Below are 25,059 nucleotides of genomic sequence, written 5' to 3' on the forward strand. Positions count from 1 at the left end.
CCAAGTAAGATCATGCCCATCACCCCGCCGCAACTACCCGACGGAGTGCAGTTTGCTCGGAATCCTGCTCGCGCTCGCGATAGCCGCATCGACGGCTCCCCTGTGCGTGCGGACGTTGGGGCGCAATGGTTTCTACGTGCTCGCGCTGGCGCCGCTCGGCTGCCTCGGCTGGGTGATCGCGAATTGGGGTAGTACACAGCGGATTCGGGTCAGCTGGGCGCCGAGTATCGAGATGAATATCGATCTGCGCTTCGATTCGCTGGCCGCGATCATGTCCGCGCTGGTGCTCGGCATCGGAACGCTGATTCTGGCTTACTGCGCCCGGTATTTCGAGGACGACGAACCGCGGCTGGGGGTATTCGCGGCGCAGTTGGTCGCCTTCGCCGCGGCCATGTTCGGGCTGGTCACCAGCGATAACATGTTGCTGCTCTTCGTGTTCTGGGAAATGACGACGGTGCTGTCGTTCCTATTGGTCGGCCACAATGCCGAGCAGGCCGTGAGTCGGCGGGCGGCGATTCAGGCGCTGTTGGTGACCGGAGCGGGCGGGCTGGCGATGCTGGTCGGGATCGTCGTCCTCGGTCAGGTGAGCGGCAGTTATCTGCTGTCGGATCTGCTGGCCGGGCCGCCTTCAGGCACCGCGGTCGACGTCGCGGTGGTGCTGCTGCTGGTCGGGGCGTTGAGTAAATCGGCGATCGTGCCGCTGCACTTCTGGCTGCCGGGTGCGATGGCGGCGCCCACCCCGGTCAGCGCGTATCTGCACGCGGCGGCCATGGTGAAGGCGGGTGTCTATCTGGTGGCGCGGCTCGCGCCGGTGTTCGCCGATAGCCCTGCTTGGCATCCGCTGATCCTCACGCTGGGCGTGGCCTCGATGGTGCTCGCGGGGTTACGGGCGTTGCAGGTGACCGATCTGAAGCTGGTGCTCGCCTTCGGGACGGTGAGCCAGTTGGGATTGCTGATCCTGCTGGTCGGGCTCGGTACACCGGATGCGGCACTGGCCGGGGCGACGTTGATGGTCGCGCACGCATTCTTCAAGGCGTGTTTGTTCATGGTGGTCGGGATCATCGATCACGGGGCCGGGACGCGCGATCTGCGGGAGTTGTCGGGCCTCGGTCGGCGCGCGCCGGTGCTGTGCGGGGTCGCGGTGCTTGCCGCGCTCAGCATGGCCGGAATACCGCCGATGCTCGGGTTCGTGGGTAAGGAGAGTGCGCTGGGCGCGGTCCTGGACGTGAACATCCTCGCCCAGCCCGCCAGGTTGGTTTTGGTGTCCGGTGTGGTGCTCGGATCCATGTTGACGGTCGGCTACAGCATCCGATTCGTCTGGGGAGCCTTCGCGGACAAGGATTTACCGCCCCGCGGCGACGAACTCAGAGCTGACAGTGGAGATCCGCACGATGGCAAGGACTTGCATCCGGCGCAGGGCGGTCACTGGCATGCGCCGGGAGCGCTGTTCACGGCTGCACCCGCGCTGCTCGCGGTGGGGAGTGTGATGGCGGGTCTCGGTGCACCGTGGTTGGACGAACTGCTGAATCCCTATGCGAAAACCCTTCCCGGAGTGCTCGATTCGCATCTCGCGCGCTGGCACGGATTCAATACCGCACTGGCACTGACGATTCTGATCATCTGCGCCGGGATCGTGGCGTTCCAGGTGCGCGGTCGAATCGGGGAGTCCACGACGCTGCTCGGCAATGCCGACCGCGCCTACGACGCCACGCTGCGGGCAATGGATCGACTCTCGCTGCGGATGACCGGTGCGGTGCAGCGCGGTTCGCTGCCGCTGAGTCAGGCGACGATCCTGGTGACGCTGATCCTGCTGCCGACCGTACTGCTCGCGATCGGCGCCCGCACCGATGTCCGCCTGCGCCTTTGGGATTCGCCGTTCCAGGCCGCCATCGGCGCGATCATGGTCGCGATGGCGCTGGGTGCGACGGTGCTGCGCAACCGGTTGGCCAGTGTGCTGGTCGTCGGCGTCACCGGTTACGGCTGCGGTGTGATCTTCGCACTGCACGGTGCGCCCGATCTGGCGCTCACCCAATTCCTGGTCGAGACACTGACTTTGGTTATTTTCGTGCTGGTGCTGCGCGCCTTCCCCGCCGAGATCGACGAAAGCCGCACGGCCGCATTCAAACTGCGCAGGGCGATTCTGTCCGCACTGGTCGGGGCGACGGTTGCGGTGCTGGCCGCCTTCGCCATCGCCGCCCGTTCGACCGAACCCATTTGGCACCTGATCCCCGATGCCGCATACAAACTCGGGGGCGGGAAGAACGCCGTCAATGTCCTGCTGGTCGATATCCGGGCCTGGGACACCCTCGGCGAGATCTCGGTGCTGGTCGTTGCCGCGACCGGTGTCGCGTCCCTGGTGTTCCGCAGTCGGCGCTTCGGCAGCGCCCCGCGCGCGGTGGACGCCCCGAACTACGATCCGGACCTGGTCAGCTGGTTATCCGCCGGCCGGTTGGTGGATCGGCGCGACCGATCGATGGTCCTGCAGATCACCACCCGGCTGGTCTTCCCGACCGTAATGGTGCTCTCGGTGTACTTCTTCTTTTCCGGCCACAATGCGCCCGGCGGCGGTTTCGCGGGCGGACTGACCGCCGGCCTCGCGCTGACCCTGCGCTATCTCGCGGGCGGCCGCTACGAACTCGGCGAGGCGCTGCCCGTCGACGCGGGACATCTGCTCGGCGCCGGACTGGCGCTGGCCGCCGGAACCGCGGCTACCTCGCTATTGCTCGGCGCGCCGCCGCTGTCCTCGGCGATTCTGGCGGTGACGCTACCGGTGATCGGCCACGTCAAGGTGGTCACCGCGTTGTTCTTCGATCTCGGCGTCTATCTGATCGTGGTCGGCCTGGTCCTCGATGTGCTGCGCAGTCTCGGCGCTCGCCTGGACAGCGAGCTGGCCAGCGCCGAGGACGAATCCGCCTCGGCGCGAGGAGGTTTCCAGTGACTGTGAATCTGACGCTGCTGATCGTGATCGGGATACTCGTCGCGTGCGGGGTCTATCTGATCCTCGAACGCGCGGTGTCGAAAATGCTGCTCGGCATGATCCTGTTCGGCAATGCGGTGAATCTGCTGATTCTCACCGTCGGCGGCCCGGACGGCAGGCCGCCCATCCGCGGCGAGGCCGAACAAGCTGGCGAGGAGATGGCCGATCCGCTGGCCCAGGCGATGATGCTCACCGCGATCGTGATCACCATGGGCTTGGCGGCCTTCGTGCTCGCGCTCGCCTACCGCTCCTACATCCTCACCACCACCGAAACCGTGCACAACGACCCGGAGGACGTCGAGGTCGCCGCCCGGCGCGAGCGAGAGGATCCGGAGGATTGAGCGATCTGCTGACCACGCTCGCACCGCTGCCGGTCCTGGTGCCGATGCTCGGAGCCGCGGCCACGCTGGTCTTCGGGCGGCAGCCGCGCATCCAGCGGGTCGTCATGCTGTCCCTGCTCGCCCTGGTGGTCGTCATCTGCGGGGTGCTGCTGTATCTGGTCGATCGCGAAGGCACCACCGCGCTGCAGGTCGGCGGCTGGGGCACACCGATCGGGATCACGCTCGTGGTCGACCGACTCTCCGCGGCAATGCTGCTCGTCTCCGCGATCGTGCTGCTCGCGGTTTCGGTCTACGGTGCGGGGCAGAATATTCGCGATGGTGACGACCGCCAGCCGACCTCGATCTATCGACCCACGTATCTCGTACTGACCGCGGGTGTTTCGGCCGCATTCCTGGCTGGCGATCTGTTCAACCTGTTCGTGGGGTTCGAAATCCTGCTCGCCGCATCGTTTGTGCTGCTCACCGTGGGCGCGACCGCGCAGCGGATCCGGGCCGGTATCGCGTACGTGATGGTCTCGATGGTGTCATCGCTGATCTTCCTCACCGGCATCGCACTGGCCTACGCGAGCGCCGGCACGCTGAACCTGGCCCAGCTCGCCGTGCGAATGGGCGAGGCCCCCAACGGTATTCGGATGGCCGTCTACGCGGTGCTGCTGGTGGCCTTCGGCATCAAGGCGGCGGTCTTCCCGCTCTCGAACTGGCTGCCCGACTCCTACCCCACCGCGCCCGCGCCGGTGACCGCCGTTTTCGCAGGGCTGCTGACGAAAGTCGGTGTGTACGCGATCATCCGCACGCATACCCTGCTGTTCCCGGACGGCGGTTTCGACGACATCCTGCTGGTCTGCGGTCTGCTGACCATGCTGATCGGCATTTTCGGCGCGATCGCCCAGAGCGATATCCGAAGGCTGCTGTCGTTCACCCTGGTCAGCCATATCGGGTACATGGTGTTCGGCATCGGACTGTCCAGCGCCGCCGGGCTCTCCGGCTCGGTGTTCTATGTGGCCCACCACATCCTGGTGCAGACCGCCCTGTTCCTGGTGGTCGGGCTGATCGAGCGGCAGGCGGGTTCGGTATCGCTGCGTCGGCTCGGCGGCTTGGCGGCGGCGAGTCCATTGCTCGCCATTCTGTTCCTTGTCCCCGCCTTGAATCTCGGTGGTATACCGCCGTTTTCGGGATTCATCGGCAAGGTCGCGCTGTTGCAGGCGGGCGCCGCGGACGGCAGCGTACTGGCCTGGGTGCTGGTCGCGGGTTCGGTGGTGACCAGCCTGCTCACGCTGTACGCCGTCGCACGCGTGTGGAGCAAGGCGTTCTGGCGGCCACGCGCCGAAGCGCCGGAAGGCCACCTCACGGCCGCGAAACCGCCGACGCTGGTGGAGGATTCGACCGATGTGCGCTATGACGAGCGCACCGATCCGGGGCGGATGCCGCTGCTGATGGTGTTGTCGACAGCGGCGCTGGTGATGGTTGGTCTCTGCCTGACCGTTTTCGCCGGTCCGATCCTGCGCATTGCCGATCGCGCCGCTGATGATCTGAGCAATCCGTCGGTGTATGTCGGTGCGGTGCTCGGCGGTTCGGCCGAGCAAGCCGAAGCACGGGGAACAATCCGATGAGCCGCACGCGAGGCAGCGAGCCGGATACTTGCGAGGTGCGGGCATGAGCACCGGCGCTGCGCGATTGATCCCTAGCCGGGCGACGGCGGTTCGGATAGGCGTGCTGCTATGGCTGACCGCCGTGTGGTTGACGCTCTGGGGCAATCTCAGCGTGGGCAACGTGTTGGCCGGACTCGGGGTGGGGGCGCTGATCATGCTGACCTTGCCGCTGCCCCGGGTTCCGGTATCCGGGCGGGTGCATCCGCTGTCGCTGGCCGAATTGATCGTTGTCAGTTCGTATTACGCGCTGGAATCCAGTCTGCAGGTGGCCTGGTTCGCGGTGCGGGCGGCACCGCCGCCGGTTTCCGGCGTGCTGCGAGTGCAGCTGAGTATGCGATCGGATCTGGTGCTGGTGTTGTGCGCCGATCTGCTCAACCTCATTCCGGGCACCATGGTGCTCGAGATCGACCGTCAGCGCTGTGTCATCTACGTGCATGTCCTGGACGTGGGCAGCGAGGCGGCGGTCGATACGTTCTACCGAACCACCCGGCGGCTGGAGCGGCTGCTCATCTCGTCGTTCGAGCGCCCGGCCGAATGGCGTTCGACCAGTACAACTTCCAATCCGGAGGTGAACCCGTGACGGTTGTCGCCATTGTGGCGGGCATCCTGCTGACGGCCGCCGCCGTCATCGTCAGCTACCGCATCCTGGCCGGACCGAGCACCCTGGACCGGGTCGTCGGCATCGACTCGCTGATGGCCATTGCGGCCTCCGGACTGGCTGTCTGGGCCGCCTACAGCGATGACACCACGGTCGTGCCCGCGATAGTCGCGCTGGCCCTCGTCGGCTTCCTCGGCTCCGCCGCGGTCTCGCGCTTCCGTGTCAGGGATGACGTATGAACCTGTGGCACTTGGCCTCCGGGGCCCTCATCCTCACCGGCGCGACGCTCGCACTGACCGCGGCGATCGCCATCGTGCGCTTCCCGGACACCCTCGCGCGCATGCACGCCGCCACCAAACCCCAAGTGATCGGCCTGATCCTGGTCCTGGGCGGCACATCGATCCAACTGCGCGGCCACGGCAATACCTGGCTGCTGGTGCTGGTCGGTCTGTTCACCCTGCTCACCGCACCGGTCATCGCCCATTTGATCGGCCGGACCGCCTACCGGGAACAGCGCCACCGCGACGGGCTGCTGCGCGTCAACGAACTGCGCGACGACACCCGCTGAGCCACATCAGACCCGGACGGGAATCCGCTCCGATGCGCTCTCATTCGCCCCGGCGAACCACGTCGCGTGGAACGCGGCGGCCATGGCGGCCAGCAGCGCGAGCACGACAGTCCCTGCCAGCACCGGATATTCGGCCATCGGGACCGCGAGGTACCGGAAGGCGAGCAGCAGCGCGGCCATGATCGCCGCCCCGAACAAGACCAGACGCACGCGGAACCAGCCCCAGCCGCGTTCGGGATCGCGCAGCGTGGATTCGACGGTCAGGCACAGCACCGCGCCCGCGACCAGGTCGACGCCGTAGTGGTAGCCGAAGCCCAGGGTCGCGGTCAGCGTCGCGAGCAGCCAGAAGGCGCCGAGGCAGCGCAACCACAGCGGGGCGCGGGAGCCATCGGTATCCCGGCGGGTGTGCAGGAAGACCGACATCGCCCACGCGGTATGCATGGAGGGCATGCAGTTGCGCGGTGTGAAGGCGTCGAAGGGCAGCGGCGCCGGATTGCGATCGACCGGGGGGACGACGCCGGGCCAGAAGTTGCCGATCTGCAGGCCGTGGCCGTCCGCACCGAAGGCGAACATCGGGCCGACCACCGGGAAGATCACGTAGATGACCGGGCCGAAAAGTCCGAGCACCAGGAAGGTCCGCACCAGATAGTGAGTCGGCCAGACACCGGTCGACATCACCTTGCGCAACTGCCACACCGCGACGACGATCGCGGCCACCGGAAGTTCGATATAGACCCAGTGCAGCACCGCGTATGCGGCCGGTCCGAGTGCGTCCACCACCCGGCCCATCACCCAGGACGGATCACCGAGCGCACGGTCGGCGAGCGCCACATAGACGTCGTAGACCTGTGGACGGCTGACCACCGTGATGTGCAGCCAGACGTCACCGACCTTGGTGGCCAGCACGAGAAGCGCGCCGAGGGCCGCGGCATGCAGCGCATTGCGGCGCTGCACCCCGCTCCAGCGGACGCCGGCGACCAGCGCCAGACCGGTCAGCACGATCGTCGGACCGTTGCCGATGGCGAACGACGCACCGTTCAGCAGTCGAATACCCGCCCACACCGCATCGATGCCCGCCGCGACGCCGACCGCGATCATCCTGCGGCGCTTCGAGATTCCGACCAGGGCCAGGACCAGTCCGGCCCACGGCACCGACATGGACTTGGGCGTGCCGACGTAGTCGTGCCACAGACTGCCGAGCGGACCCTCGTAATCGTGCCCGATCGAACCCACCTGCAAGGCGATGAGCAGCATCGGAACCGCCGCGATCGCGGCCACCATCCAGATCCGCGCGAGCGGCGCGCGCGCCCGCTGAGCGACGCTGCCGACCTTCTGTCCCGGATCTTCGACAAGCACGTCGACCATAGTAAACGGGGGATGAACGCCATCCCCCTGACCAGCTGAACGTCAACCGACTGTTCGACCGGGCGAAACTACTGGTCCAGCTCCTTGACCAGGGCATCGACCACCGCGACCAGATCCCCCTGGGTGCTCGCGGCCACTTTGCGCTGGCGCTGATAGGACGCGCCGCGCTGCGGGATCTCCGCGGCGAACGCGAGCTCGTCCGCACATCCGAGCCGCTTGGCGGTCGGCTCCAACCGGTGCAGCAGATCCATCAGATCGTCGGTGACCAAACGCTCATTGCTGTCGTCGTCCACGATGACGATCGCGTCGAGGCCATAGCGGGCGGCCCGCCACTTGTTCTCCTGGACATGCCACGGCGGGATGGTCGGCAGCGTTTCGCCATTATCGATGCGCTGGTCGAGGTCGACGATCAGGCAGTGGATCAACGCGGCCATCGCCGCCAGCTCCGCGCGGGTCGATATCCCATCGCAGACTCGCACCTCGATGGTGCCCCATTTCGGCGCGGGCCGGATATCCCAGTGCATGCCGCCGAGCTGTTCGAAGACCCCGGTCTTCATCTGGTCGTGCACGAAATGCTCGAACTGCGTCCAGTTTTCGAATTGGAACGGCAGACCGGCGGTGGGCAGCTGCTGGAACATCAACGTCCGATTGCTGGCATAACCGGTATCCGAACCCGCCCACATCGGCGAGGACGCGGACAGCGACAGCAGATGCGGATACGACAGCAGCAGCGAGTTCAGAATCGGAAAGACCTTCTCGCGGTGCGAGACTCCGACGTGCACGTGCACGCCCCAGATCATCATCTGGCGGCCCCACCACTGGGTGCGATCGATCAGTTCGTCGTAATGCGCTGAGCGCGTGAGCTGTTGGGCCGACCACTGGGCGAACGGATGGGTGCCCGCACAGAACAGATCGACGCCGAGCGGATCGGCGGCGCGGCGCACGTTATCCATGGTGCCGCGCAGATCGTCGACCGCCTCGCCGACCGAGTTGTGCACACCGGTGACGAGTTCGACTGTGTTGCGCAACAATTCCTTGGTGACCTGCGGCGTGCCGTCGTAGGCGCGTAGCTCGCCGAGCGAATCGAATACGGCCGCAGCGGTATTCGACAGGTCGCGGGTCACCTTGTCGACGAGCGCGATCTCCCATTCGATACCGATGGTAGGCCGGGGTGAGCCCTGGAAGGGAACCCGCGCGATTGCTGTCCCGGCCATATCGGTGAACCTTGCTACTGGATGACGCCGCAGGCGACGCGGCCGCCCGCGTCGCCGGTCGCAAGAGTGGTCTCGTCCGGACCGGCAACGCCGTCGGCGCGGACATAACGGTTGGGGATATTGCCGAAGTTATCGGCGTCGGCGTGGATCATCAGGGCCTTGCCCTTGATGTCCTCCAACGTCACCGCGTCGGTGGTGGTGACCAGCTTGGCCGAACCGTCCGCACGGACCTCGAGCGAGGTCAGGTCGCCGCTGGCCGGATGCGCGTTGGCGCTGCCGACCTGCAGGTGGCCACCGGCAGACAGGAAGTCGCCCGCGGGACCGCCGGTGGGCGCGACCGAATTGGGCTCGCACTTGCCGACCTGGTGGATGTGCAGGCCGTGGAAGCCCGGGCGCAGGCTGTGCGCCTCGATGCTGACCTGCAGGTGGTTACCGTCCTTGGTGATATTCGCGACGGCGACCGAGGCGCCGGCGGGGTCCTTCAGGTCGACCTTCACCCCGGAGTTCGCGTTCGGGGCACCCGTTTCGGTGCCGAACTCGCTCGCCGGTGGGGCGGACGCGCCGGTCCACACCGGGGGGTTGGTTCCCTTGACGTCGCTCGACTCCTGGCTGTTCGAGCAGGCAGCGAGGCCGAAGACCGCGACAGCGAGCACCGGGGTCACAGTCCGCCAGGACGGGCGAAGAGTTGTGGACGGGGCCATCGGGGGAACTCCTTTACGAGTACCGAGTTTACGAGTAAAGCTGGGTGGACACGATCGTTACCGGACAAGATGATGCCACGCTCGCCGTGTCGTACCGTGACAGGGCCGTGTCGCGGCGGGGCTGTATTGAATTTGCGGCGCTCCCGGGTCCCTCCGTGGTCACACTGCGCTACCGCCGCCGGGCCTGTCGCTCGCGCCGCGCCAACCTCAGTTACCTGTCACAACCACGGTGACACCCGAACCCGACCCACCCGAGCGCAGCTCGGCGGTCGCGCCCAATTCCTCGGCAATGGCCAGTGCGGCCTCTTTCTCGCCGGGGCTATTGCCGTAGTACACAGTCGTATTCGAGATATTGGGGCCGGGATAGTTGCCGACCTCGGCGACCGTCCAGCCGTTGCCGGTGAGCTCACTCGCGGTGCGCGCGGCCAACCCGGGGACCGTGCTGTTGTTCAGAACGCGCACCGGCACCGCGCGACTCGCCGGGGTCTTCGACGTTGTGGTCGACGGCGTGGTGGTCGGCGTTGTGCTGGTGGTGGTCGGCGTCGTGGTCGACGCCACCGAGGTGGTCGGCGCGACCGCCGTGGTGACGGCGGCCGAATTCGCGCCGGCGGCCTGACTCTTTGTGCTGGTCGGGGATTCGCCCGTCCCCGCGGTATCGGCGTCCGAACTCGATAACGACATCGCGCCCAGCCCGGCGAACAGGATGGCCAGCGCGATCAACACCATCGCCAGCGCGCGCAACGGCGGCCCGCCGGAGGTGGGATTCGGGTAGGTCACGCCCTCGACCCTATCCCCAAACCAGGCCAAGTGGTCGTTGCGTGGGCTCCGCTGCTACGGCTGGGCGTCATACCTGGAAGCCGAGCCTCCGGGCGGCTCGCGCCTTCTGCCTGCTCGCCCGCAGTCGGCGCAACCGCTTCACCAGCATGGGATCGGCGGCCAATGCCTCCGGCCGATCCACCACTGCGTTGAGCACCTGGTAGTACCTGGTCGGCGACATGCTGAACAGCTCGCGAATGGCCTCTTCCTTGGCGCCGGCGTACTTCCACCATTGCCGTTCGAACGCCAGAATCTCGTGCTCGCGACGACTGAGACCGTCACTGCCATCGTCGACCTGCCCGGCCGCCGTGACATCTTCGCTCGCAGAAGGGCCGTCCTGGATCGCGGAAAGATTCAGAGCCGCTGCGCCGTCCATCTTGCTCCCTCGCCGAGTAGAACCACCGGACGAAAAATGATGCCTATACGTCGCGGATCATTCAACCACGGGCTCCAGGGATTGCCCCACCTCCGGCGCGGCGTGTCCCTACCGGTCGGTAGCGAGTCGCAACGACGCTGGTTCGGGCTCGCGAACGCCATCGGCAATAATTGGCGCCATGGCAATCCTCCCCATCGTGATCGTCGGTGACCCGGTACTGCACAACCCGACCGAGCGGGTCACCCAGACGCCGGAGGAGCTGGCCGAGCTGATCGCGGATATGTACGACACGCTCGATGCCGCCAATGGCGTCGGGCTGGCCGCCAACCAGGTCGGCGTGCCGCTGCGGCTGTTCATCTACGACTGCCCCGATATCGACGAGAAGGGGGCGACGGTCCGGCGCAAGGGTGCGGTGATCAACCCGGTGCTGGAGACCTCGGAGATTCCGGAGACCATGCCGGATCCCGACGATAACGACGAGGGCTGCCTGTCCGTGCCCGGCGAGCAGTTCCCCACCGGCCGCGCCGAATGGGCGCGCGTCACCGGCACCGATGAGCACGGCAATCCGGTCGAGATCGAGGGCAAGGGGTTCTTCGCCCGCATGCTGCAGCACGAGGTCGGACATCTCGACGGCTACCTCTACGTGGATGTGCTGCTCGGCCGCAACGCCCGCGCGGCGAAGAAGGCGATCAAGCGCAACGGTTGGGGCACACCGGGACTCAGCTGGATTCCGGGTACGGTTCCCGATCCGTTCGGACACGATGACTGATCCCGCGGGACAAACGGGCGATTCGGTATTGCCCGATATCCAGCTCGGTCGGCGCGTGGTGCTGCGGTATCGGCTGCCCGCGGGTTATCCACAACCGCTCACCGACATTATCGGCGAGCTGGTTTCGCTGGATCCGCCGACGGTGCGCGCCGCGGACGGGCAGGTCGTGGCGGTCGCGCCGGATCGCGTGGTGGCGATGAAAGCGTTGGGGCCCAGGCCGATTCGGACCAAGGAGATTCGGGCCGTGGAGGCCGCGGCGGCGTACGGCTGGCCCGGCATCGAGCAGGCCTGGATCGACGGGTGGCTGCTGCGCGCCGGCAACGGATATACCAGACGCGCCAATTCCGCTGTGCCGCTTGGCGGTTCGAATGGTCCGGCGGCGCTCGGCGCGGACACCCTGCATCGGATCGGCGAGTGGTACACCGCGCACGGGCTGCCGGTGCTGCTCGCACTGCCCGATCGACTCGCCCCGCTGCCACCCGGTTGGCGCGGTTGGCAGGAAACCCAGCTGCTGGCGATCGATATCGAGAATTTCGTGCTGCCGCAAGGGCCACCGATGGTGCGCATCGCGCCCGCGCCCGACGACGCGTGGCTGTCCATGCACCGCTACGGCGGCGAAGATCCTGCGACACAGGCTGTTTCGACACCGCCGGTGGTCGAGGTATTGACGGCCGTGCACGACGGCGAGGTGGGATTCGCCTCGCTCGGTCTGCCCCAGCCGATCGCGATCGGCCGCGGCGCACTCACCACCGCACCGGACGGCCGCCGTTGGATCGGCCTGACCTGTGTCGCGGTGGCGGCCGAACATCGCAGGCACGGGCTCGGTTCGCTGGTGTGCGCGGAGCTGATCCGCTGGGGGGCCGACCGCGGCGCCACCCACGCCTACCTCCAGGTCGAGGCCGAGAACACCGGGGCCATCGCGATGTACCACGAACTGGGCTTCCTCGACCATCACGGCTACCGCTATGCCACGCCGGACGGGCCTCGCTGAACCAGTGGTCCTGCGGTAGAACAGACCTATAACCCATTGCGAAGGAAGGCATCCGTGCGTCTCGCGACCTGGAACGTCAACTCGATCCGCTCCCGCCTCGACCGGGTCGCGGACTTCCTCGACCGCCAGGACATCGACGTGCTCGCGATGCAGGAAACCAAATGCCGCGACGACCAGTTCCCGTTCGAGCGCTTCGATGAACTCGGCTATGAGGTCGCGCACGTCGGGCTGAACCAGTGGAACGGGGTCGCGATCGCCTCCCGCATCGGCTTGGACGACGTGGCGGCCGCCTTCCCGGACCAGCCCGGTTTCGACAAGGACGCGGGCGAATCGCTGATCAGCACCCCGATCGTGGAATCGCGCGCACTCGGCGCGACCTGCGGCGGGGTCCGAGTGTGGAGCCTCTACGTCCCCAACGGCCGCACCCTCGACGACCCGCACTACGCCTATAAACTGGAATGGCTTGCCGCCCTGCGCAATAACGGCGCCCAATGGCTCGCCGACAATCCGGAGGCCCAGATAGCGCTGGTCGGCGACTGGAATATCGCGCCCACCGACGACGACGTCTGGTCCGTCGAATTCTTCGCCGACAAAACCCACACCTCCCAGCCCGAACGCGATGCCTTCAACGCCATCGTGCAAACCGGCTTCGCCGACGTAATGCGCCCCTACGCCCCCGGCCCCGGCGTCTACACCTACTGGGACTACACCCAACTCCGCTTCCCCCGCAGGGAAGGCATGCGCATAGATTTCATCCTCGCCTCCCCCGCACTCGCTAACCGCGCAAAGGACGGGTTTGTCGACCGCGAGGAACGAAAAGGCAAGGGCGCCAGCGACCACGCCCCCGTAATCGCCGAATTCACCGACTGATTGCCGACGCCGAACTCATTCGTAGTGGTAGCGGCAGGCGACGATCTTCGCCGCATCGTCCTCGATCACATACACAATGCGATGCTCGGTTGTGATGCGACGTGACCAGAACCCAGCGAGGTTCTGTCGCAATGGTTCCGGATGGACTGTGAGCTACGGATTCATCTCGTATCCGCCGGCATGCGCCCGAGCCTGAGTGAGCACTTGGTCGAACCGGGACCGGGAGGCGATGGGGCGCCGCACCAGATCCAGTGCCCGGATTTGCTGCGCCTTGGTCGCGGCGGGCTTGGTGTGCAGGGTCAGTGCGTTCTTGGAGAATTCGCGCACGAAACCGTCGAACAGCTGGTCCAGCACGGCCGTCCCGGTGCCCTCGATCTCGGCCTGCTCCAGGATCAACTGCGCATACGGCACCGCCGTGAACAGCTCACCGAGAGCGAACAGGAAATCCACGTCGCGCTGTTGCGCCGCGGTCGGCGAGGCGGCGGCGAGCAGGGTCTGGAACGCGAGCGCCTGCTCCAGGAAGACCGCGACATTCGGCACGTGCGCGAACTTCTCGAACACCGGGCGCCAGTCACCGAAGCGAATCCGCCCGAGCCCACTGCTCGGTCCCTGCCGGAACAGGAATTCGTCATCGGCCCCATCGCGCGTTGTCGGCACGGGTTCATAACTCGCACCGGCCAATTCGGCACGCAACTTGGGCACCGCCGCCCCCGCGCGTGGCGCGAGCCGACGACTCGACCAGCTCAAAGCACCGGAAACCGCGTGCACCGCACCCTTCGGCGCGACACCCGCGCCGGGAAGATAACGCAGCGCGGCCAATCCGGCATCGGCGGGATGGAACATGTAGTTGGCCATGAACTTCAGCGACAGTGCCATATTCACGTGCACGGTGCCCTCGAGCCGCGGCAGCCCGAAGAGTCCGAGCATCGCCATCGGGAAATACATATCGTTCTCGAAGCCACGGGCCGCGATCACATCGGCGAGATCCTCGATGATCCGCTGCCCCTGCCGTGTCACGGTCATCTTCTCGATCGCGTTGAACAGCAGGTAGCGGCGGTCTTGCGGGGACGCGGAGCGCATGTAGTCGATGGCGCGCTCGCTGTAGAGCTTCATCCCGAGCAGCCGCGCGTAGGAGTCGGTCACGAGCGACTGCACCTGCGGGAACTCGGTTACCCGGTGCCCGAACAGGATTCGGTTCTCGGCATGGGTAATCGCCTCGTAGAAGGCGTGTTCGCAGGCGCCGACCGCGCCGAATCCCAGATTGAACTTGCCGACGTTCACGGTGTTCATCGCGGCGTGGAAGGCGTTCTCACCCCGGTGCAGGATGTCTTCCTCGGCGACCGGATACTTCTCCAAATCGAAGGCGGCCACATACATCTGGCTGTCGACGACATTGCGACGCAACTTGTAGCTCTTGTGCTTGCTATCGGCAACGAAGAACAGATACCCCTCGTAATCCTCCTGCGTCGGTTTGCTTTCCAACGCCTTCGCACTATCGATGATCGGCTTGTCGGCCCGGCGACCGAATACCGAAACCATGCCCGCCAGATTGCCGTTGCCGATGTAATGCTTACTGCCGGAGGCGGTGTAGCCACCGCCGCGCTGGGGCGTGAGCACCGTATCGGTGGAGTAGACGTCGGCGCCGTGCTCCTTTTCGGAGAGACCGAACGCGAAGATCTCACCGGAATCCAGTAGCGCGGCCGCCTTTTGTTTGGCGGCCTTGTTCTCGCTCTGCCAGATCGGGCCGAGCCCCAGGATGGTGACCTGCCAGACGTACCAGTAGGACATGCCGTAGAAGCCGAGGATCTTGCTCATCATCGCGATCCGGCCGGTGTCCCAGCGCTTGTTCGGATCGCCGTTCGCCTCGGCCGCCGGGGTGAGGAAGGTCGCGAACACCCGCTCCCGCTTCACGAAATCGAGGAAGTCGGCGTACCAGATCCGCTCCCGGTCGTCGTGCTTAAGCGCCGCCTTGCCCCTGGCCTCGAACCACTCCACGGTGGCGCGCAGGAGCCTGCGGGTCTGCGCGTCGAACTCGGCGAATTCGCAGGTCTTTGGGTTGAACAACGTTTCGGGCATCGATAACTCCTAGGCCGGGCGAACAGCCGTCCGGGCATGCTCCGGCGACTTCATTCGCGACTGTAGCATTATTGTTCGTCGATGTAGGAATTTGATCTTCAGGCTCGGGACCAGCGCGAACCCAAGGTACAACGCTGCTATCTTGGTGCCCATGGGTAGCGAGACGGCCGTGCAGCCACGGCAGCGGGCACAGCATTTGGGTCCCGAGCGTCGCCGCCCCCAGGTCCTCGACACCGCGCTGGCGATCGCCGTCGAGCACGGCATCGCGGCGGTCACCATGGCCGCGATCGCCGAGCGGATGAATGTGACCCGGCCCGTGGTGTACGCCTGCTTTCCTGATCGTGTCGAACTGATCGAGGCACTGATCCAGCGCGAGGAGAACTTCCTCGTCGGCGGACTGCTCGAGGTGCTGCCCCCGCGCGATGTCGACGCGGGCGAGACGGTCTTCATCGATGGGTTCCGCGCGCTGCTGGAGAAGGCGGCCGATCGGCCCGATGCGTGGCGCCTGCTGTACGGCAATCCCGATCCGGCCGTTGCGGATTCGTTCGGACGCGGTCGCAAACTCGCCGTCGAGCGCTGCACCACGCTGCTGCGCCCCACCCTGCGGGCATGGGGTACCGAGGACGCCGATCGCAAGCTGCCGGTGCTGGTGGAGCTGTGGGTGTCGGCCGGCGAGGGCGCGGTGCGCACACTGCTCACGGGCGAGGGCGACTGGGATCCGCAGAGTCTCGGGGCGTTCGTCGGGTCCGCCGTGTACCGCGCGTTGCGCCACGCCTGACCGAGACCGCGCCGCGGGCGCCCGACAATTGTTCAGCAGTACGCCCTATCGCTAGGCGGAATGCCGCTGAAGGCAGCGATGGACCAACAATATGTCCAACGATCCGGCCCTCTTCCCCACCACGCGGCACTACGATGGAGGCAAATCCAGCGGTCCAGCCGGAGGTGCGGTCATGGCGTTCTATCGGCAGGTGGGAGCGGTGCCGCCGAAGCGGCATACGCAGCACCGCGACGACCAAGGACAGCTCTATTACGAGGAGCTGATGGGTGAGGAGGGTTTCTCCGGCGATTCCGCACTGCTGTACCACCGGGGCCTGCCACCCGCCATCGTGGACTCGACCGTATGGGAGCTGCCGGACCAGTCCCTGACCCCGAATCATCCACTGCGCCACCGGCATCTGCGGCTGCACCAACTCTTCCCCGGTGATACCCCCGCCGGAACCGATCCCGTCACCGGCCGACGACTGCTGCTCGGCAATGCGGATGTGCGGATCTCCTATGTCGTAGCCAAGGGCGCCTCACCGCTGTATCGCAACGCGATCGGTGACGAACTGGTGTACGTGGAATCCGGTGCCGCCGTGGTCGAAACGGTCTTCGGCGCCATTGCGGCACGTCAGGGCGACCAGGTCCTGATTCCGCGGGCGACCACGCACCGCTGGCTGCCGAGCGGCCCGGAACCGCTGCGCGCCTATGTCATCGAGGCATCCAGCCACATCACCCCGCCGAAGCGCTATCTGTCGAAATTCGGTCAGCTGCTGGAACATTCGCCGTACTGCGAGCGAGATCTGCACGGGCCGCAGGAACCGTTGCTCGCCACCGGCACCGATATCGAGGTCCTGGTGAAGCACCGTCCCGGCGGTCGCGTGGTCGGCACCCGGATGATCTACGCGACGCATCCGTTCGACGTGGTCGGCTGGGACGGTTGCCTGTATCCGCTCACCTTCAATATCTCCGATTTCGAACCGCTCACCGGCCGCGTGCACCAGCCCCCGCCCGCCCATCAGGCATTCGAGGGGATCAACTTCGTGGTGTGCAATTTCGTGCCGCGCAAGGTCGACTATCACCCGCTGTCGATTCCGGTGCCGTACTACCACTCCAATGTCGACAGCGACGAGATCATGTTCTACTGCGGCGGAAACTACGAGGCGCGCAGGGGTTCCGGAATCGGACAGGGTTCGGTGTCGGTACATCCCGGCGGCTATGCGCACGGTCCACAGCCCGGCGCGTACGAGCGCAGCATCGGCATCGAATTCTTCGACGAACTCGCGGTCATGGTGGATACCTTCCGGCCGCTCGAGCTCGGCGAGGGCGCACTGGCCTGCGAGGATCCGGGCTATGCGTGGACCTGGTCGGGTCGCGGACCCCAGTCCGACGGACACCGGCCCCAGCGCCCGCACGCGGACCAGCGCCGTGGGCCCGCATGAGCACCCGCATCGAAGTATCCGACGACGACCTGTTCGGCCCCGATAATCTCCCCTACGGCGTCTTCGCACCCGAGGCCCGGGATTTCCGGGTCGGCGTGCGAATCGGCCACCAGGTCATCGATCTGGCCGCGGCACTGGAGGATCCGGTATTCGCCGCGCCGAACCTCAACGCCTTCATGGCGCAGGGACCGCGCCGCTGGCGCGAGACGCGCGCCAGGATCCGGGAGCTGATCGATACCGAAATACCCACGGCGGCAGTGCATCCGCTGCACGACGTGCGCACCAAGCTGCCGGTGCAGGTAGGCGACTACGTCGATTTCTATGCCAGCATCGACCACGCGACCAACCTCGGCAGACTGTTCCGCCCCGATTCCGAACCGCTGCTGCCCAATTGGCGCCATCTGCCCGTCGGCTACCACGGACGCGCTGGCACCGTGGTGGTCTCGGGCACCGATATCGTGCGCCCGCATGGACAACGCCGAACAGCCTCCGGCACACCGGATTTCGGTCCGTCGCAGCGCCTCGATATCGAGGCGGAGCTCGGGTTTGTGGTCGGGGTCGGCTCCGAACTCGGCACGCCGATCGATATCGAGCAGTTCGCCGAGCACGTCTTCGGCGTCGCGCTGGTGAACGATTGGTCCGCACGCGATATCCAGGCCTGGGAGTACCAGCCACTGGGACCGTTCCTCGGCAAATCCTTCGGGACCTCGCTCTCGGCCTGGGTGACCCCGCTGGCCGCATTGGAGTCGGCCCGCATACCACTGCCGGAGCAGACCCCCGAACCACTGCCCTACCTGCGGGGCAGCCAGCCATGGGGACTCGATATCGACCTGGCCGTGCGCTGGAACGGTCAAACGGTCGCGCACCCACCGTATTCCCGAATGTATTGGTCACCGGCGCAGATGCTGGCGCATCTCACCGCGAACGGCGCCGCCACCCGCACCGGTGACCTCTACGCCTCGGGCACGATCTCCGGACCGGCACCGGACCAGCGCGGTTCCTTCATCGAATTATCCTGGGGCGGAGCCGAACCCGTCGCGGTGAACGGACTACATCGCACGTTCCTGGAGGACGGCGACGAGGTGGTCATCACCGCATCGGCCCCGGGGCCGCATTCGCGGCGCATCGGACTCGGCGAGGTTCGCGGCCGCATCTGGCATGCACAACGATGAGCGCTGAGCTCAGCGTGCGGCGCCGACCCGGACACCGGCGTCGACCACGGCGATGAATCGCTGGAGATCCCCGGTCAGCGTCTCGACCATATCGGGAGCGCCGCCGTCATCGTGATGGTGCAGCCAGTCCGCCACCAGCTCGAACATGCCGCCGATGGTGGCCAGCGACAACGTGATTCGCCTGCGCTGCGCCTCCGGATCCGACGACGGCTCGCCGGACCACTGCCGGTCCAGGAAGGCCGCCGCCCAGCGCCGGTTACTGCGCCGTTGCATCTCCACCGCGGGTGAGATGCCGCCGGCCTCGCCGAAGGTCACCCTGGCCAGCCGCGGATCGTCGGCGATGGCGTGCACGAAGGCGGCGATTATGGCTTCGGCGCGCTCGGGCCATGGCAGCCCGGCGGATGCGGCGGCCGCCTCGATGGCCCGCTGCTGAATCTGCTCGGTGATCTGGGTGAGCAGTGCGACGTAGCACGCTTCCTTGCTGTCGAAATGGTCGTAGAACCCCTTGGTTCCGACGAAGGCGCGCTGACAGATCTGTTCGATCGATGTTCCCGAAAAGCTTTGCTCGGCAAACAGTTCGGTGGCCGCGTCGAGCAGTTGGCTGCGCCGCTGCGCGCTGCGTTGCTCGGCGTCGAGGCCACGGATGCGGCGCCGGGCCGGAGTCGGATCGGGCCGCGCGGCGGATTTGCTGCGGGTCATGTATCGACCATAGCCGGAGCTATTTCAACAAGACTTCTTGTTGGTAACAGGACATCGTGTTGTAATCACTGTCACGTCGATGAGGAAGGGACTGCCGTGTCAGTGATCAATGGGGATCCGACCCGCGAACCTCGGCGCGGCTTACGCGTGGCCGCCGTGGTGGTGACGGTGGCGGTAGCGGTGGCGGTGGCGACCGCACTGCTGGCCGGGGGCGTCACCGCCACACCTGCCGCCGCTGCGCCGGTGCCGCAACAGGATTCGTTCTATCAGCCGCCAGAGGGCTTCGAGGGGCAGGAAGTGGGCACGATTCTGCGTTCGCGTGCGGTGCATCTGGCGGTGCTGACCGTATTGCCGCTGAACGTGCGCTCGTGGCAGCTGCTCTACCGCACCACCGACCTGTTCGGACAGCCGACGGTCGCCGTCACCACGGTGATCCTGCCCGCGGGCGCCGACCCGAACCGCTCGCGACCGCTGGTTTCGCTGCAGTTCTACTACGACAGCGCCAGCATCGACTGCGCGCCGTCGTTCGTATTGCAGCAGGGCGCCGGACTGCCGGGCATCGAGGGCATCCATTCGCAGAGCGAGCTGATCGCGATCGCCGCGCTGATCAGCCAGGGCTGGGCCATTTCGGTGCCGGATTACGAGGGTCTCAACGGGCATCTCGCGGTGGCCGAGGAGCCGGGATATCTGACCCTCGACGGCATTCGGGCCGCGGAGCGCTTCGAACCGCTCGGCCTGGACGGCACGAATACCCCGGTGGCGCTGTGGGGTTACTCCGGCGGCGGCATGGGCAGCGGCTGGGCCGCGGAAATGCAGCCGACCTACGCGCCGGAGCTGAACGTGCGGGGTGCCGCGCTCGGCGCCCCGGTCTCGGATGTCGAATCCCTGCTGCACGTCAACGGATCCATGTTCTCCAGCCTGATCGGCATCGGCGTCTCCTCGCTCTACAACGCCTACCCGAAGTTCCGCGAGGCGAGCGATCAGTACCTGACGCCCGAGGGCATGGCGCTGATGAACCGGACCAACGCACAGTGCCTGCCGCGCAACGCGCTGACCCAGATGTTCACCGATTACCAACGGATACTGACGATTCCGATCGCGCAGTATCTCGCGCTGCCGGAAATCCGCGAGGTCTTCGACGCGACGGTGCTCGGCAAGCACACCCCCACCGCGCCGCTGTTCATCTATCAGGGCGTGCTCGACGAGGCAGTCCCGATCTGGACCACCGATCGGCTGGACCAGCAGTGGTGTGCGGACGGCGCATCGATCATCTACAAACGCGACCACCTCAGCGAGCATCTGACCCTGCCGTCACTCGGCATGGCCGACACCTTCAACTGGTTGAAGTCACGCCTGGCGCCCAACGCACCCGATCAATTCGGCTGCCGCACCGAGAACGTGGTCTCGATGCTGGCCGATTTCAATGCGCTGCTGACCCAGATCGAAATCAATCTGAACGCCACCTTCGGCGCACTCGGATTCCCGATCGGTCCGCGGGAACGCTGACCACCCAGCGGAAACCCGATGATCACGAATGGCACCCGCAGTAGACTGCGGCACGAATCTTCTACGGCGTCAGTCCGCACTGTACGGCACTCGCAGACAGGAGATCGGGCATGGGACATGCAATACCGTACAAGCTTTCGCGGTGGCCGAATGATGTGGTTCCATTCATCATCAACCCCATCGACTTCCCGACAGGATCACCACAACTCGGCGTCGTGTTATCGGCGATCAGCAAATGGAATGCCACGACCGACATTAAAGTGACTCTTGCGCAGCAAATGGGCGAGCCATTCTTTGTCGAGTTCGTGGCCGCCGACCGTAGCTGCTCGAGTGACATCGGAAAGAAATGGTTCATCTTGCCGGGCAGGGATGGGAAGACGCAGGTCAGATGTGACACCACAGGAGACTTTCAAGACGGTAACGTGATGCACGAGATCGGCCACGCCGTCGGTCTCCTGCATGAACAGACGCGGAGTGACCGCGAAGGTTTTGTCACGGTTATCCTCCAAAATGTCCTGACCGACCAGGTCATCAACTACAAACCGCGAACCGGCCTGCACCCCGGGCCGTACGACTTCGGCTCGATCATGCACTACCCGAGCAACGGCGAATTCTGTGTTCAGTGGTATCCATCGGTGCCGGTGCCACGGGAGTTCAGTAGGCATGCGCCATCGGTAGCGACGTTTACCTCCAAGGGTGAACTGCACATGGTCCACGTCGGCCCATCGAGTCTCAGACCGTGGGGTCCCGATTCGACCGATATCTGGCACTCGTGGACCTCGAACGGGGCGCTGTGGACCCAAGGGCCTCGGGTGCCAGGGCGAGCGAGCGGGGATACTCCGGCGTTGGCCGCATTCAGCGTCGACGGGCAACTGCACATGGTGCACCGAGGGCACAGCAATGACTTGCTGTTCCACTCGCGGTCCGATGATGGGCGTAACTGGCGCGACCCGGTCGTGATCCTCAATACGGAGGAGGGCAGCGGCACTCCGGCGTTGGCCGAGTTCAACAACGAGTTGCACCTCGTGCACCGCGGGAAGAACAGCAATGAGTTGTTCCATTTGTTCAGCGCCGATGGACTGACCTGGACGCGGAATCCGCAGGGGTCACCGATTCCCCGACAGTGGAGCAGGGACACTCCGGCGTTGGCCGCGTTCAGCGTCGACGGTCAACTGCACATGGTGCACCGAGGGCAGAGTGATGACTTCCTGTACCACTCGTCATCCGCCGATGGGCGTACCTGGAGTGACCCGGCCGGAGTTCCGATTCCGAATCAGGAATCCAGCCGCCATGCTCCCGCGCTGGCGGAATTCGTCGGCGACGACGGAAATATGAAACTTCATATGGCATACGCCGACGCGGCCGGGACGGTATGGCACACGTATTTCGGTAGATCGACCCCACTCATCGGCACCACTGGCACACGCGTTCGCTTCACCTACGGTTGGAGCGAGGCGAACGCTCGCGATAACAACAAGAGCCGATTCGGACCGGCACTCGTTTCGTTCGATGGTCGATTGACCATGATGCTGGTCAAAGCAGGCAGCAGCCGGATTGTGCAGACCTCGCGAGACGCGACACTGCAATGCATCGTCGCGAGCGGAGGGGCTGCGATCGGTCAGCGCAGCGGGCTCAGCGCAGAGGACGTCAATACCGTGAAAATCATGTACACGTGAGGGCCTAGCGGCCGCAACTCGATCCGCACGTCACCGACCGGACCCCGAACCGGTCGGTGACAAGCCTTTCGTCTGCGATGAATTCGAAATCGTTCCTCAGTCCAGGCAGAACTCGTTGCCCTCGGGGTCGGCAAGGACAATGTGGCCAGCGTCCATACCGCCCGGCTCGGTACGGCTGAGTCGCGTCGCACCGATCGCGACGAGTCGGGTCGCCTCGGCTTCCAACGCGATCATCCGTTCATCGCCGGTCAGACCGGGCGCAGCACGAATATCCAGGTGCACGCGGTTCTTCGCGGACTTCGGTTCGGGCACCCGCTGGAAGAACAGGCGCGGCCCCACCCCATCGGGATCGATGATGGCCGACCGATCGTTGTGATGCTCCGGCGGTACGCCCCAGGCAATCAACGCAGTCGTCCAATCCGGAAAGCCCTCGGGTGGCGGCTGCAAGTGATAGCCCAACGCCTCCGCCCAGAACGCCGCCTGCGCACCCGGATCGGCACAGTCGTACGTCACCTGGAACTCCTTGCCCATCACGGCTCCCATCTGTCGGCGACCTGTTCGGCCTGGAACAACCGGCATCTTCGCACTGACCGCCGACAAACTCCGCTCGGCAACGCAACCGACTACCGGCGACGACCCACAGCGCCCATTCCGGTCTCGAGATCCGATCGGGAATGAGCGCTGCGGTCGAAACTACGACACGACAGGCAGATACACCTGGGCACCGTGGTCGGCGAACTCCGCGGACTTCTCCGCCATACCGGCCTCGATCGCCTCGGCATCCGAAAGTCCTTGGCGAGCAGCGTATTCCCGTACATCGGCGGAGATACGCATGGAGCAGAACTTCGGGCCGCACATGGAGCAGAAGTGAGCGGTCTTGGCGGGTTCGGCGGGGAGGGTTTCGTCGTGGTAATCGCGGGCGGTGTCCGGGTCCAGGGAGAGCGCGAACTGGTCGCGCCAGCGGAATTCGAAGCGCGCCTTGGACAATTCGTTATCGCGGTCCTGGGCGTGCGGGTGGCCCTTGGCGAGGTCGGCGGCGTGGGCGGCGATCTTATAGGTGATCACGCCGACCTTGACGTCGTCGCGGTTGGGCAGGCCCAGGTGCTCCTTCGGAGTGACGTAGCACAGCATCGCGGTACCGGCCTGGGCGATGATCGCGGCGCCGATGGCCGAGGTGATGTGATCGTAGGCGGGCGCGATATCGGTGGCGAGCGGGCCGAGGGTGTAGAAAGGCGCCTCCTCGCACAGCTCCTCTTCCAGCCGCACGTTCTCCACGATCTTGTGCATCGGCACGTGGCCGGGACCCTCGATCATCACCTGCACACCATGGGATTTCGCGATCTTCGTCAGCTCGCCGAGGGTGCGCAGCTCGGCGAACTGCGCCTCGTCATTGGCGTCGGCGATGGAGCCCGGGCGCAGGCCGTCGCCGAGGGAGAAGGTCACGTCGTAGCGCGCCAGGATCTCACAGAGTTCGGCGAAGTTGGTGTACAGGAACGATTCCTGGTGATGCGCCAAACACCATGCGGCCATGATGGATCCGCCGCGCGAGACGATGCCCGTGACCCGCTTGGCGGTCAGCGGCACGTAGCGCAGCAGCACACCGGCGTGCACGGTCATATAGTCGACGCCCTGCTCGCACTGCTCGATCACGGTGTCGCGGTAGATCTCCCAGGTGAGCGCGGTCGGATCGCCGTTCACCTTCTCCAGCGCCTGATAGATCGGCACGGTGCCGACCGGGACGGGGGAATTGCGCAGAATCCACTCGCGGGTCTCGTGAATGTTCTTGCCGGTGGACAGATCCATGATGGTGTCCGCGCCCCAGCGGGTGGCCCACACCATCTTCTCCACCTCCTCCGCGATCGAGGAGGACACGGCCGAGTTGCCGATATTGGCATTGATCTTCACCAGGAACTTCTTGCCGATAATGGTCGGCTCCAGCTCCGGATGCTTGTGGTTGGCCGGGATGACCGCGCGGCCGGCGGCGACCTCGTCACGCACGAACTCCGCGGTCACGCCCTCGCGCGCGGCGATGAAGCGCATCTCGGAGGTGATGATGCCCTGGCGCGCCCAGGCCAGCTGGGTCGGCGGACCCGCGACCTCGGGCTTGGTCCAGCCGTCGCGCAGCTTCGGTAGACCCGCCTCCAGATCGATGGTGGCCGTGTCGTCGGTGTACGGGCCGGAGGTGTCGTAGACGTCGAAGTGCTCGCCATTGGTCAGGTTGATCCGGCGCACCGGAATGCGCAGGTCATCGACCTCCTGGTAGTGCTTGACGCTGCCTTCGATCGGACCGGTGGTCACGGAGTCGACAGGTGTGCCCATGAATATCCTTCCCTACGCCGGCATTACCCGGTCAGGTTCATACGGTCGACGGCCCTGAACGCCCGGATCGGGCTAGCCGTCCTCTCAGCCCGCTGGTGCGAGCCCCCGTTGGGTGTGTGAATTTTCCCGCCCGACGATACCTTTCCATGTCCGCGCCCCGCCCGGCGATGGGAGG

General features: G+C 65.8%; 24 protein-coding genes and 1 riboswitch. Of the genes, 14 read left to right on the forward strand and 10 right to left on the reverse strand.

From position 1 onward, the window contains the following. Positions 1 to 52 precede the first annotated feature (52 nt). Genes ACHQ4I_RS35680 through mnhG form a run of 6 tightly spaced genes read left to right on the forward strand, consistent with a single transcriptional unit; the run spans position 53 to position 6,133 of the window. Entirely contained in the window at positions 53 to 2,938 is a 2,886-nt protein-coding gene (locus ACHQ4I_RS35680) for a Na+/H+ antiporter subunit A (RefSeq protein WP_420776307.1), read from the forward strand. After that, entirely contained in the window at positions 2,935 to 3,318 is a 384-nt protein-coding gene (locus ACHQ4I_RS35685; RefSeq protein ID WP_420776308.1) for a Na(+)/H(+) antiporter subunit C, read from the forward strand. The genes ACHQ4I_RS35680 and ACHQ4I_RS35685 overlap by 4 nt, the downstream gene beginning before the upstream one ends. Then, positions 3,315 to 4,928, forward strand: coding sequence for a Na+/H+ antiporter subunit D (locus ACHQ4I_RS35690; protein ID WP_420776309.1), 1,614 nt, complete (start codon positions 3,315 to 3,317; stop codon positions 4,926 to 4,928). Before ACHQ4I_RS35685 ends, ACHQ4I_RS35690 begins: the two co-directional genes overlap by 4 nt. Before the next feature lie 43 nt (positions 4,929 to 4,971). Beyond that, on the forward strand, positions 4,972 to 5,547 hold the full coding sequence (locus ACHQ4I_RS35695) for a Na+/H+ antiporter subunit E (protein WP_420776310.1): 576 nt from the start codon (positions 4,972 to 4,974) through the stop codon (positions 5,545 to 5,547). Further along, complete coding sequence (locus ACHQ4I_RS35700) at positions 5,544 to 5,804, forward strand: monovalent cation/H+ antiporter complex subunit F (protein ID WP_420776311.1); 261 nt, start codon at positions 5,544 to 5,546, stop codon at positions 5,802 to 5,804. The genes ACHQ4I_RS35695 and ACHQ4I_RS35700 overlap by 4 nt, the downstream gene beginning before the upstream one ends. After that, positions 5,801 to 6,133 carry a monovalent cation/H(+) antiporter subunit G gene (gene mnhG / locus ACHQ4I_RS35705; RefSeq protein WP_420776312.1) on the forward strand — a complete coding sequence of 111 codons (333 nt, stop codon included), beginning with the start codon at positions 5,801 to 5,803 and terminating at the stop codon, positions 6,131 to 6,133. Before ACHQ4I_RS35700 ends, mnhG begins: the two co-directional genes overlap by 4 nt. A gap of 6 nt (positions 6,134 to 6,139) precedes the next feature. On the opposite strand, the gene ACHQ4I_RS35710 is transcribed toward mnhG, so the two are convergent. The 5 genes from ACHQ4I_RS35710 to ACHQ4I_RS35730 form a co-directional block, all read right to left on the reverse strand. Then, positions 6,140 to 7,414: a phosphatase PAP2 family protein gene (locus tag ACHQ4I_RS35710; protein WP_420776620.1), complete on the reverse strand. Its 1,275-nt coding sequence runs from the start codon at positions 7,412 to 7,414 to the stop codon at positions 6,140 to 6,142. Positions 7,415 to 7,566: 152 nt separating this feature from the next. Next, positions 7,567 to 8,712, reverse strand: coding sequence for a glutamate--cysteine ligase (locus tag ACHQ4I_RS35715; protein ID WP_420776313.1), 1,146 nt, complete (start codon positions 8,710 to 8,712; stop codon positions 7,567 to 7,569). A gap of 14 nt (positions 8,713 to 8,726) precedes the next feature. Beyond that, positions 8,727 to 9,413 (reverse strand): superoxide dismutase[Cu-Zn], encoded by a 687-nt coding sequence (sodC, locus tag ACHQ4I_RS35720; RefSeq protein WP_420776314.1) that lies wholly within the window; start codon positions 9,411 to 9,413, stop codon positions 8,727 to 8,729. A 207-nt stretch (positions 9,414 to 9,620) separates the two neighbouring features. Further along, positions 9,621 to 10,190 carry a LytR C-terminal domain-containing protein gene (locus ACHQ4I_RS35725; RefSeq protein WP_420776315.1) on the reverse strand — a complete coding sequence of 190 codons (570 nt, stop codon included), beginning with the start codon at positions 10,188 to 10,190 and terminating at the stop codon, positions 9,621 to 9,623. Positions 10,191 to 10,257: 67 nt separating this feature from the next. Next, positions 10,258 to 10,605 (reverse strand): DUF3263 domain-containing protein, encoded by a 348-nt coding sequence (locus tag ACHQ4I_RS35730; RefSeq protein WP_420776316.1) that lies wholly within the window; start codon positions 10,603 to 10,605, stop codon positions 10,258 to 10,260. Positions 10,606 to 10,783: 178 nt separating this feature from the next. Here ACHQ4I_RS35730 and ACHQ4I_RS35735 point away from each other — a divergent pair, with 178 nt between their 5' ends. From ACHQ4I_RS35735 to ACHQ4I_RS35745, 3 genes are read left to right on the forward strand one after another with little or no spacing between them, the layout of a single operon-like run. Further along, complete coding sequence (locus tag ACHQ4I_RS35735; protein WP_420776317.1) at positions 10,784 to 11,374, forward strand: peptide deformylase; 591 nt, start codon at positions 10,784 to 10,786, stop codon at positions 11,372 to 11,374. Next, on the forward strand, positions 11,367 to 12,365 hold the full coding sequence (locus ACHQ4I_RS35740; RefSeq protein ID WP_420776318.1) for an N-acetylglutamate synthase, CG3035 family: 999 nt from the start codon (positions 11,367 to 11,369) through the stop codon (positions 12,363 to 12,365). Before ACHQ4I_RS35735 ends, ACHQ4I_RS35740 begins: the two co-directional genes overlap by 8 nt. Before the next feature lie 54 nt (positions 12,366 to 12,419). Further along, complete coding sequence (locus ACHQ4I_RS35745) at positions 12,420 to 13,235, forward strand: exodeoxyribonuclease III (protein ID WP_420776319.1); 816 nt, start codon at positions 12,420 to 12,422, stop codon at positions 13,233 to 13,235. A 15-nt stretch (positions 13,236 to 13,250) separates the two neighbouring features. Here ACHQ4I_RS35745 and ACHQ4I_RS35750 read toward each other — a convergent pair whose 3' ends face one another. Both ACHQ4I_RS35750 and ACHQ4I_RS35755 read right to left on the reverse strand, forming a co-directional pair. Further along, positions 13,251 to 13,367, reverse strand: coding sequence for a type II toxin-antitoxin system YoeB family toxin (locus tag ACHQ4I_RS35750; RefSeq protein WP_420776320.1), 117 nt, complete (start codon positions 13,365 to 13,367; stop codon positions 13,251 to 13,253). Positions 13,368 to 13,388: 21 nt separating this feature from the next. Next, a complete protein-coding gene (locus ACHQ4I_RS35755; protein WP_420776321.1) occupies positions 13,389 to 15,311 on the reverse strand; it encodes an acyl-CoA dehydrogenase family protein in 1,923 nt (640 codons plus the stop codon). A gap of 151 nt (positions 15,312 to 15,462) precedes the next feature. Here ACHQ4I_RS35755 and ACHQ4I_RS35760 point away from each other — a divergent pair, with 151 nt between their 5' ends. The 3 genes from ACHQ4I_RS35760 (at position 15,463) to fahA (ending at position 18,684) form a co-directional block, all read left to right on the forward strand. Then, complete coding sequence (locus ACHQ4I_RS35760) at positions 15,463 to 16,089, forward strand: TetR/AcrR family transcriptional regulator (RefSeq protein ID WP_420776322.1); 627 nt, start codon at positions 15,463 to 15,465, stop codon at positions 16,087 to 16,089. Positions 16,090 to 16,261: 172 nt separating this feature from the next. Then, positions 16,262 to 17,512: a homogentisate 1,2-dioxygenase gene (locus tag ACHQ4I_RS35765; RefSeq protein WP_420776323.1), complete on the forward strand. Its 1,251-nt coding sequence runs from the start codon at positions 16,262 to 16,264 to the stop codon at positions 17,510 to 17,512. Further along, complete coding sequence (gene fahA / locus ACHQ4I_RS35770; RefSeq protein ID WP_420776324.1) at positions 17,509 to 18,684, forward strand: fumarylacetoacetase; 1,176 nt, start codon at positions 17,509 to 17,511, stop codon at positions 18,682 to 18,684. The genes ACHQ4I_RS35765 and fahA overlap by 4 nt, the downstream gene beginning before the upstream one ends. A gap of 9 nt (positions 18,685 to 18,693) precedes the next feature. Here fahA and ACHQ4I_RS35775 read toward each other — a convergent pair whose 3' ends face one another. After that, positions 18,694 to 19,383 (reverse strand): TetR/AcrR family transcriptional regulator, encoded by a 690-nt coding sequence (locus ACHQ4I_RS35775; protein WP_420776325.1) that lies wholly within the window; start codon positions 19,381 to 19,383, stop codon positions 18,694 to 18,696. A gap of 96 nt (positions 19,384 to 19,479) precedes the next feature. On the opposite strand from ACHQ4I_RS35775, the gene ACHQ4I_RS35780 reads away from it, so the two are divergent. Both ACHQ4I_RS35780 and ACHQ4I_RS35785 read left to right on the forward strand, forming a co-directional pair. Further along, positions 19,480 to 20,889: a lipase family protein gene (locus tag ACHQ4I_RS35780; protein ID WP_420776326.1), complete on the forward strand. Its 1,410-nt coding sequence runs from the start codon at positions 19,480 to 19,482 to the stop codon at positions 20,887 to 20,889. A gap of 110 nt (positions 20,890 to 20,999) precedes the next feature. After that, positions 21,000 to 22,565, forward strand: a complete 1,566-nt coding sequence (locus ACHQ4I_RS35785; protein WP_420776327.1) for a M12 family metallopeptidase — start codon at positions 21,000 to 21,002, stop codon at positions 22,563 to 22,565. A gap of 96 nt (positions 22,566 to 22,661) precedes the next feature. Here ACHQ4I_RS35785 and ACHQ4I_RS35790 read toward each other — a convergent pair whose 3' ends face one another. Together ACHQ4I_RS35790 and thiC are read right to left on the reverse strand one after the other, a co-directional pair. Then, a complete protein-coding gene (locus tag ACHQ4I_RS35790) occupies positions 22,662 to 23,096 on the reverse strand; it encodes a VOC family protein (RefSeq protein ID WP_420776621.1) in 435 nt (144 codons plus the stop codon). A gap of 162 nt (positions 23,097 to 23,258) precedes the next feature. Next, positions 23,259 to 24,884, reverse strand: a complete 1,626-nt coding sequence (gene thiC, locus ACHQ4I_RS35795; RefSeq protein ID WP_420776328.1) for a phosphomethylpyrimidine synthase ThiC — start codon at positions 24,882 to 24,884, stop codon at positions 23,259 to 23,261. Continuing rightward, a riboswitch (TPP riboswitch) is annotated at positions 24,877 to 25,003 on the reverse strand. It overlaps the preceding gene by 8 nt. Positions 25,004 to 25,059 lie beyond the last annotated feature (56 nt).

The organism is Nocardia nepalensis (genome assembly GCF_048910785.1).
GTDB classification, from domain to species: Bacteria; Actinomycetota; Actinomycetes; order Mycobacteriales; family Mycobacteriaceae; genus Nocardia; species Nocardia nepalensis.